This window comes from Denitromonas iodatirespirans, assembly GCF_018524365.1.
Classification (GTDB): domain Bacteria; phylum Pseudomonadota; class Gammaproteobacteria; order Burkholderiales; family Rhodocyclaceae; genus Nitrogeniibacter; species Nitrogeniibacter iodatirespirans.
Window position 1 is genome coordinate 1 of record NZ_JAEKFT010000075.1, and the last position, 2,608, is coordinate 2,608.

Genomic DNA, 2,608 nt, shown 5'->3' on the forward strand with positions numbered 1-2,608 from the left:
TCGGCGCCGCTGAGCACCGCGCACACCGCCACGGTAAGCAGTTCGTCCAGCCGGTGACGCGTCTGCTGCGCGTTGCGCCAGTCCTCGAGTCCTTCGAACACCTCGACCAGAGCCATCAATTTGTCCGCTTCCATTACCCGTCCAAAAAGACAGGAAACTACACAAATCGGGGCGCCGTGAACAGGGGCGTGGTAAACGCATGATCGTCAACGACATTCTTGGGGTGTCAACGACATGTGGGTAGCTGCGGGAGCCCTGGGTAGGTGACCCGCCATCCTTGGCTGAGATCTTTACAGCAATGGCGCGCTCAACGAGTCCGACTGGCCCTGCGGCGTGGAAGCGAACGTGGCCGACGATTCCGGAGACGTCGGCGTGGGTGTCCATCAAGCAAGCACCCGATTCGATAACGTTTACCTTCATTGACTCCGTCGGTCGCCGCACTCCATTGAGCTTCAGGCGGTATCGCTTTACGTTGTCCGAGGATCGGATTGACGACCTCTACAGCTGTCATATGCGGTACTACGAGCCGACACTGAGGTTCTTCAATGAGCCTCACGCCCATGTCCGCGTGTCGATCCTGTTGGTCGGAGGGGGTGGGACCAATGTGAATCTGCTTAGATCCATTGATGGCTCATTGGTGGTTAACTGGCGTAGCGACGATGTCACCGTCACGCGCTTCATGCTGGGCTCGAACTACCGTGTTGAAAACCTCTGGTATCGGTACTCGCAGGTCACCACGGAGATGCCCGCCGAGAAATAGCGATGCCCAACCCGCGCCCCTGGAACACGCGTTGAGGCAATAGACGCAGCCGTATTGCACCGCTCAACCGTTGAATTGGCGCAATGCCCTTCGGCTATTGCGCCCAACGAGGCGGCACCACACCACCCGGGCGATGGCGACGCCGAGCCCACGCGCCCTTCCCCTTCTGTACCGCCGAACGGAGCCCGCGACCGGCGGGAATTGTCGTGTCGCTGTTTGAGCCCGCAGGGCGAGTTTGCGACACGACCCGCCGGGCGGGGGCGCAGAGAGGGGACCGGCGCAGCCGGCGGTACAGTGGGGCGCGTTTTCTGGGTTACTTCTTTGTCGCGTGACAAAGAAGTGACTCGCCCGCCGGGGCGAGACCCGGCCAACGATCCGTCGAAAGGCCGATGACCGAACGAGGACCGACGGCCGGTTGAAACCGGCCCTACCACGCGGCTTCGGCGCTCGTCGACATCGCCCCGCTGTCATCCGGCGACCACACATCAGCCGCCCCGCCCTGGCACAGCGTGAGGCTGACGACGTTTCTCCGGTAGAGTTCGAAGCGCACAATGTCGAGGATGCTGAAGGCGAGGTAATGCACCGGGGCCCGCAATGCCAGCACTTGCCCTCTTGCTCTACACTCCACGCAAACCATTGACGAAGAATACAGGCCATATTTCATGAGGTGTCTAGTAACAGGAGGGACCGGGCTGGTGGGTTCCAATTTGACGTTGGCGCTCCAGAGTCGGGGCTTCGAGGTCACCATCACCGGCCATGAATCGGAACAGGTCATGCCTGAATTCAAGGGGAAATGCCTGTACCCCGGAATTCTCGGCATCGATTGGGATGAAATCGGCAAAGTCGATGTTCTTTTTCACCAGGCGGCCATCAACGGCACCCGGGTCAAGGATGAAAGAGAGATCATGCGGGCCAATCTCGAGGCATCGAAGGCGTTGTTTGATTATGCGATCAACAACGGATGCAAAAGGATTGTTTACGCCTCGTCGGCGGCCGTTTATGGCAACAACCCGGCGCCTCACAAGGAGAGCGACCCGACCGACCCTCAAACGCCGTATGCGATGTCGAAGAAGCTTCTGGACGACTACGCCATGGCGCTGGCCGCCAAACACCCGGACATCACCATTGTCGGGCTTCGGTATTGCAATATTTTTGGGCCGGGAGAAAATCACAAGGGAACGAGAGCCACCATGATTTATCAGTTTGCTCAACAAATGCTGAAAGGCAATCCAAGGCTTTTCAAGCATGGGGAGCAAAAAAGGGACTACATCTATGTCAAAGATGTGGTAACTGCAAACATTCTTGCTTCCCAGGCAAACGAAAGCTGTGTCGTGAATTGTGGCTCGGGCACGACGACGTCTTTCAACCAGATCGTTGAACAATTGAATGCAATCCTCGGACTCCATCGAACGCCGGAATACATGGACAATCCTTTTGAGGGTGCATACCAAAGCCACACCGAATGCGATATGAGCTTTGCGAAAGCGAAAATCGGATTTTCTCCGGAGTATTCATTTGAACAAGGCTTGGCTGACTATTATCAGTCCGGGTCCCTGGTGTGAATCGCCAGCGCTACCCTTAGGGAAGTACTGAACAAATCCGATTTTCGGCAACGGGAGGCAGATCATCGTTCGCAATCGCGTGGAATCGCTCGCAATTGAATCGCGGAATACGGAATTGGCACTCTGGAAGGCCGGATTCGCACGATTTCATCGCCTTTGCCCCGTTTCAGGACGCACCTTGCGTGTCGGGCGCCATCAACCTTTTATGCGCGAGCACGAGGTTGGCGAGGCCGAACAGTGAGAACAATTGCGCCTCGTTCTTGGCGATCCCTCGATAGCGGGTCTT

Annotated in this window: 4 protein-coding genes and 1 pseudogene; 2 read left to right on the forward strand and 3 right to left on the reverse strand. The window is 57.4% G+C overall.

Annotation, left to right across the window (positions count from 1 at the left end; translation table 11 throughout):
* A partial coding sequence (locus I8J34_RS23870) for a transposase family protein (protein WP_214364137.1) occupies positions 1-134 on the reverse strand: 134 nt, incomplete at its 3' end.
* Between the two features lie 143 nt (positions 135-277).
* On the opposite strand from I8J34_RS23870, the gene I8J34_RS23875 reads away from it, so the two are divergent.
* Positions 278-760: a hypothetical protein gene (locus tag I8J34_RS23875; protein ID WP_214364134.1), complete on the forward strand. Its 483-nt coding sequence runs from the start codon at positions 278-280 to the stop codon at positions 758-760.
* A gap of 427 nt (positions 761-1,187) precedes the next feature.
* On the opposite strand, the gene I8J34_RS23880 is transcribed toward I8J34_RS23875, so the two are convergent.
* Positions 1,188-1,424, reverse strand: a complete 237-nt coding sequence (locus I8J34_RS23880; RefSeq protein WP_214364135.1) for a hypothetical protein — start codon at positions 1,422-1,424, stop codon at positions 1,188-1,190.
* Here I8J34_RS23880 and I8J34_RS23885 point away from each other — a divergent pair.
* The gene (locus I8J34_RS23885; RefSeq protein WP_230411987.1) at positions 1,423-2,322 is read left to right on the forward strand and encodes an NAD-dependent epimerase/dehydratase family protein; all 900 of its coding nucleotides are present in this window, start codon (positions 1,423-1,425) and stop codon (positions 2,320-2,322) included. The two genes, I8J34_RS23880 and I8J34_RS23885, sit on opposite strands and share 2 nt — an antisense overlap.
* Positions 2,323-2,488: 166 nt before the next feature.
* On the opposite strand, the pseudogene I8J34_RS23890 reads toward I8J34_RS23885, so the two are convergent.
* A pseudogene (locus I8J34_RS23890) lies at positions 2,489-2,608 on the reverse strand (IS5/IS1182 family transposase); the annotation flags it as partial.

Coding starts and splice junctions, on each gene's coding strand:
- I8J34_RS23885 (WP_230411987.1), top strand. CDS start 1,423: ATGAGGTGTCTAGTAACAGGAGGGACCGGGCTGGTGGGTTCCAATTTG.
- I8J34_RS23880 (WP_214364135.1), bottom strand. CDS start 1,424: ATGAAATATGGCCTGTATTCTTCGTCAATGGTTTGCGTGGAGTGTAGA.